This is a genomic window from Rhizobacter sp. P3_B12 (assembly GCF_056402895.1).
Genome location: NZ_JBFUGN010000763.1, coordinates 1 through 3,035, shown reverse-complemented (window position 1 = coordinate 3,035; position 3,035 = coordinate 1). Strand labels below are relative to the sequence as shown.

Sequence of the window (3,035 nt, the reverse complement as noted above, 5' to 3'; positions counted from 1 at the left end):
CCCTCACCCCCCGCGCGACGCGCAGCAGCAGCCAATCAGAACGCCGAGCAAGACCCTCCATCACTGACGTCCAGGCAGCCAGACAGCTGCGGCTGATTCCGTACCTTCCCCCACTCGGCCGCCAGCGGATCCGATTGCTTGTCGTCCGCCGACAACCCGCGGATCAGCGACGCCGCCGTGCAGATGTAGGGCTGCGCCAGGTTGCGCCCGTACACGCCCGATTCGAACTGCGACTGGAAGCGCGACTGCAACGCCTCGCGCGTGATGCCCAGGATGTCGAGGTTGTTGAACTGCCCCGCGCCCAGCACCAGGTTCGCACCCTGGAACGTGATCACGTAGCCGGTCGGCGAGGTCAGCGTCCCCTGCGTGATCGCGTAGCTGCCTTCCGGGCTGGTCGGCGTCGCCGTCGTCGCGAGCGCGCCGGCCAGCGCCGTCGCGGCGGTGTCGCCGTCCTGCAGGCCGGTCACCGTGTACGTCAGCGGCGGGATCGCGCCGGCCGGCCCGTTCGCCGGCGTCGCGGCCACGTTGACCGTCGGCTGCGTCGGCAACAGCACCTGCTGCCCGGTCTGCGGCAGCGCGATGCCCGACACCGAGCAGGTCCCGGTGTCGCCGAACGCGCAGCCGTAGTAGCGGATCGCGCCCGAATCGGCCGCCAGGCCGGTCACCGACGGCGCCCACACGCTCCAGCGCGTGCCGGCCGACAGCGTCGCACCGGTGCCGAAGATCACCTGCGTCGGCGACACGATGTCCAGCCGGCCGACCTCGTTGTCCATCGAGATCGAACGGTTCAGCGTGATGCTGCCGGCCGCCTGCAGCAGCGCACTCGCGCCGCCCTGGCTGTCGGTGATCGCGAGCGTCGAGAACCCCGCGCCCGCCGCATCGAACGATGCCGCGCTCGCCGCATCCACCACCAGGTTGCCCGCGGTCACCACCGACAGCGAGCCCGGCGGATCGAAGGCCAGCGTGCCGATCTGGTTCTGCGCATTCGAGAGCGTCACGCTGTTGCCGCCGCTGCCCTGGATCACCAGCGTCTGCACGCTGATCGGCCCGGTTTGCGTCACCGCGCCGCTGCTCATCAGCCCGAGCGTGCCGACCGAGTTCTGGCCGCCCAGCACGATGCCGGCCGAGCCGTTGCCCTGGTTCTGCAGCGTCAGCGACACCGCGTCGTGGTTCGCCAGCGCGCCGCCATCGAGAGTGATCTGCCCGACATGCCCCGCCGAACCGACGACGATGCCCTTGCCGGCCGTCACGCCGCCGACGTTGTCGCTCGCCGGCTGCAGCCAGCTCGCGTCGACATAGAACTCGTCGCCCGGCTGCGCCGCCGCCTGCGCGCGCGGGCCATTCGGCGCGCGCACCCCCGCACCGCCGCCGGTGTCGGCGAGGCCGATCCGGATCGCGATGTCGGTCTGCTCGGTCAACCCGCCGTTCGCATCCACGCCCAGCGGCCGGAAGTTCACATACCCGGTCGTGCGGATGAACGGGTTGAACGAGGTGCCGAGGTCGAGCGCCGTGCCGCCGCCGCTCTCGCCGCCGATCACGACGTTGGCGCCGGTCGAACCCGGCGTGCCGTCGCTCGGGCCGCTGTCGATGTGCAGGCCGTTGCTCTCGCCGGCGTTGTACTGCACGCCGATGCCGCCGCTGGCGTTGGCCGCCTGCCCGGCCAGCGTGATCGTGCCGGTGGAGTTCTCGGCGCCGGCGATCGACAGGTTGCTGTAGCGCAAGCCGATCGCCGGACTCGTCTCGACCAGCGCGAAATTCGCATCGTCGCCGCGCCCCGCCAGCCGCACCGAGCCGGTGCCGGCCGAGAGGTTCAGCGTGCCGATGTCCAGCCCGACGGCCTGCCCGCCGGCATTGCTGATGCGCGTCGCGATGCCGCGCAGGTCGATCGTGCCGGCCTCGGTGGTCAGCGTGCCGCTGCTGATCTGCAGGCCCGAGCCCGCGCCGGCCGTGCCGAGCACGCTGATGTCGTTCGCGGTGATGTCGGTGCCGAAGATCGCGACGCCCGATTCGAAGGTGCCCGTGCCGCCGGCACCGCGGATCACGACGTTGCCGGCGGTGCCGGTCGTGCCGCGCGTGTCGATGCTGCTGCTGTTCAGCGCGACGCCGGCGATCTGGCCGTTGCCGCGCGCGAAGCCGCTGCCCGGCAGCGCGCCGCCGCTCACCAGCAGGCTGCCGCCGCCGGTGGACAGGGCGGCCCCATTGATGCTGATGTTGCCGCTGCCATTGCCGAGGGCGTCGCTCAGCAGGTTGATGTCCATCGGGCCGGCGCCCTTCACGGTGATCGAACTGCCGGTGCCGAGCACGACGCTGTCGCGTGCCCGCAGCGTCAGGATGGTCGCTACGGTACCGGCGCTGCGCACGATGGCGGCGTTGTCGGCCAGCGTGATGTTGCCGGTCGTGGTGCCGATGTTGCCGGAGTCGGTCAAGATCTCCATGCTGGTGCCGACGTCGAGTGCAGCCGAGAGGGTGTCCGCGCGGATGTTGGCGCCCGGAGCGGTCGGGGTGAACGTGCCGTCGGTGGTGGTGGCGCCGTTGGTCGAGATCGTCACGTCGGATGCGTTCAGCACCCAGGTACCGGTCTGGCCGCCCGCCGCGCGGGGGCCCGAGTCGACCGTGCCCTGGCTGATCAGGGCGCCCGAGGTGCTGTCGGTCAGGCTGAGTGCCATCGCGAGGCCCGAGGTCTGGATGCCGCCGCCGTTGCCGCCGTTGATGCCGCCGCGCGCATGCAGCGTGCCGTACATCTCGAGCACGCCGAACTCGGTGCGCGGCAGGCCGGTCGGCGAGGCGGACACCATGCGGTTGAGCAGGGCCTCCATCGTGATCGACCCGCCATCGCCGGTGCCGGTCGCATCGGCGCTGACGAGGGTGTTGCTGGTGACCACCAGCGAGCCGGTGTCGGAGCCGCCGACCGACACACTGCCGCCGCCGGTGGCGCCGTCGGCGGTGATGAGGGTCGAGCCGGTGGGAGCCGCCGCGCTCGGTGCCGCGCTTGCAGAACGGTGGGAGCCGCCGCGCTCGGTGCCGCGCTTGCAGAA

The 3,035-nt window shown here is 71.7% G+C and carries 1 protein-coding gene; it reads right to left on the bottom strand.

Annotated elements, in window-relative coordinates; all coding sequences use genetic code 11:
- Positions 1 to 35: 35 nt before the first annotated feature.
- Positions 36 to 3,035: beta strand repeat-containing protein (locus tag AC1D01_RS27585; RefSeq protein WP_477872080.1), on the bottom strand; the 3,000-nt coding region annotated here is incomplete at its 5' end.